At 75.1% G+C, this 361-nt stretch carries 1 protein-coding gene; it reads right to left on the bottom strand.

Translation table 11 applies throughout. The features are described from left to right. Positions 1–149 precede the first annotated feature (149 nt). Positions 150–361 (bottom strand): peptidoglycan-binding protein (locus FF041_RS39295; protein ID WP_228388588.1); only part of this gene is annotated, 212 nt, incomplete at its 5' end.

Here is a 361-nt window from a genome sequence, read left to right as displayed (position 1 = left end):
ACGGGTCCCCGGTTCACCCCTTGGGGCCAGGGGAACGGTCCGGGCGGCATCGCTTGGCCGCGCCGGGCGGCGGTCCTGCCCGCCCGGCGCGGGGTCCGCCGTGGGCACGCCCCCGCCGGGCGTGCTCACGCCGGACCTGTGCGGGATGTTCAGACGTTGGGCACCTTCAGCTTGTCCCAGCTCTTCTTCCCCGGGACGCCGTCGGCGTCGCTCCCGGCGTAGCCGAGCTTGCGCTGCCAGGCGGCGTACGACTTCCGGTCGGCCTCACCCCAGGAGGGCCCGGGGCCGACCTCGTACCGGCCGCAGCCCTCCGCCACCAGCCGTTTGCCCATGGCGGTGATGACCGGGCTCTTTCTGCCCC

Origin of the sequence: Streptomyces jumonjinensis (assembly GCF_009600885.1) — a bacterium.
GTDB classification, from domain to species: Bacteria; Actinomycetota; Actinomycetes; order Streptomycetales; family Streptomycetaceae; genus Streptomyces; species Streptomyces jumonjinensis.
The sequence above is the reverse complement of the archived record's forward strand: the minus strand, read 5'-3'. Positions and strand labels throughout refer to the sequence as shown.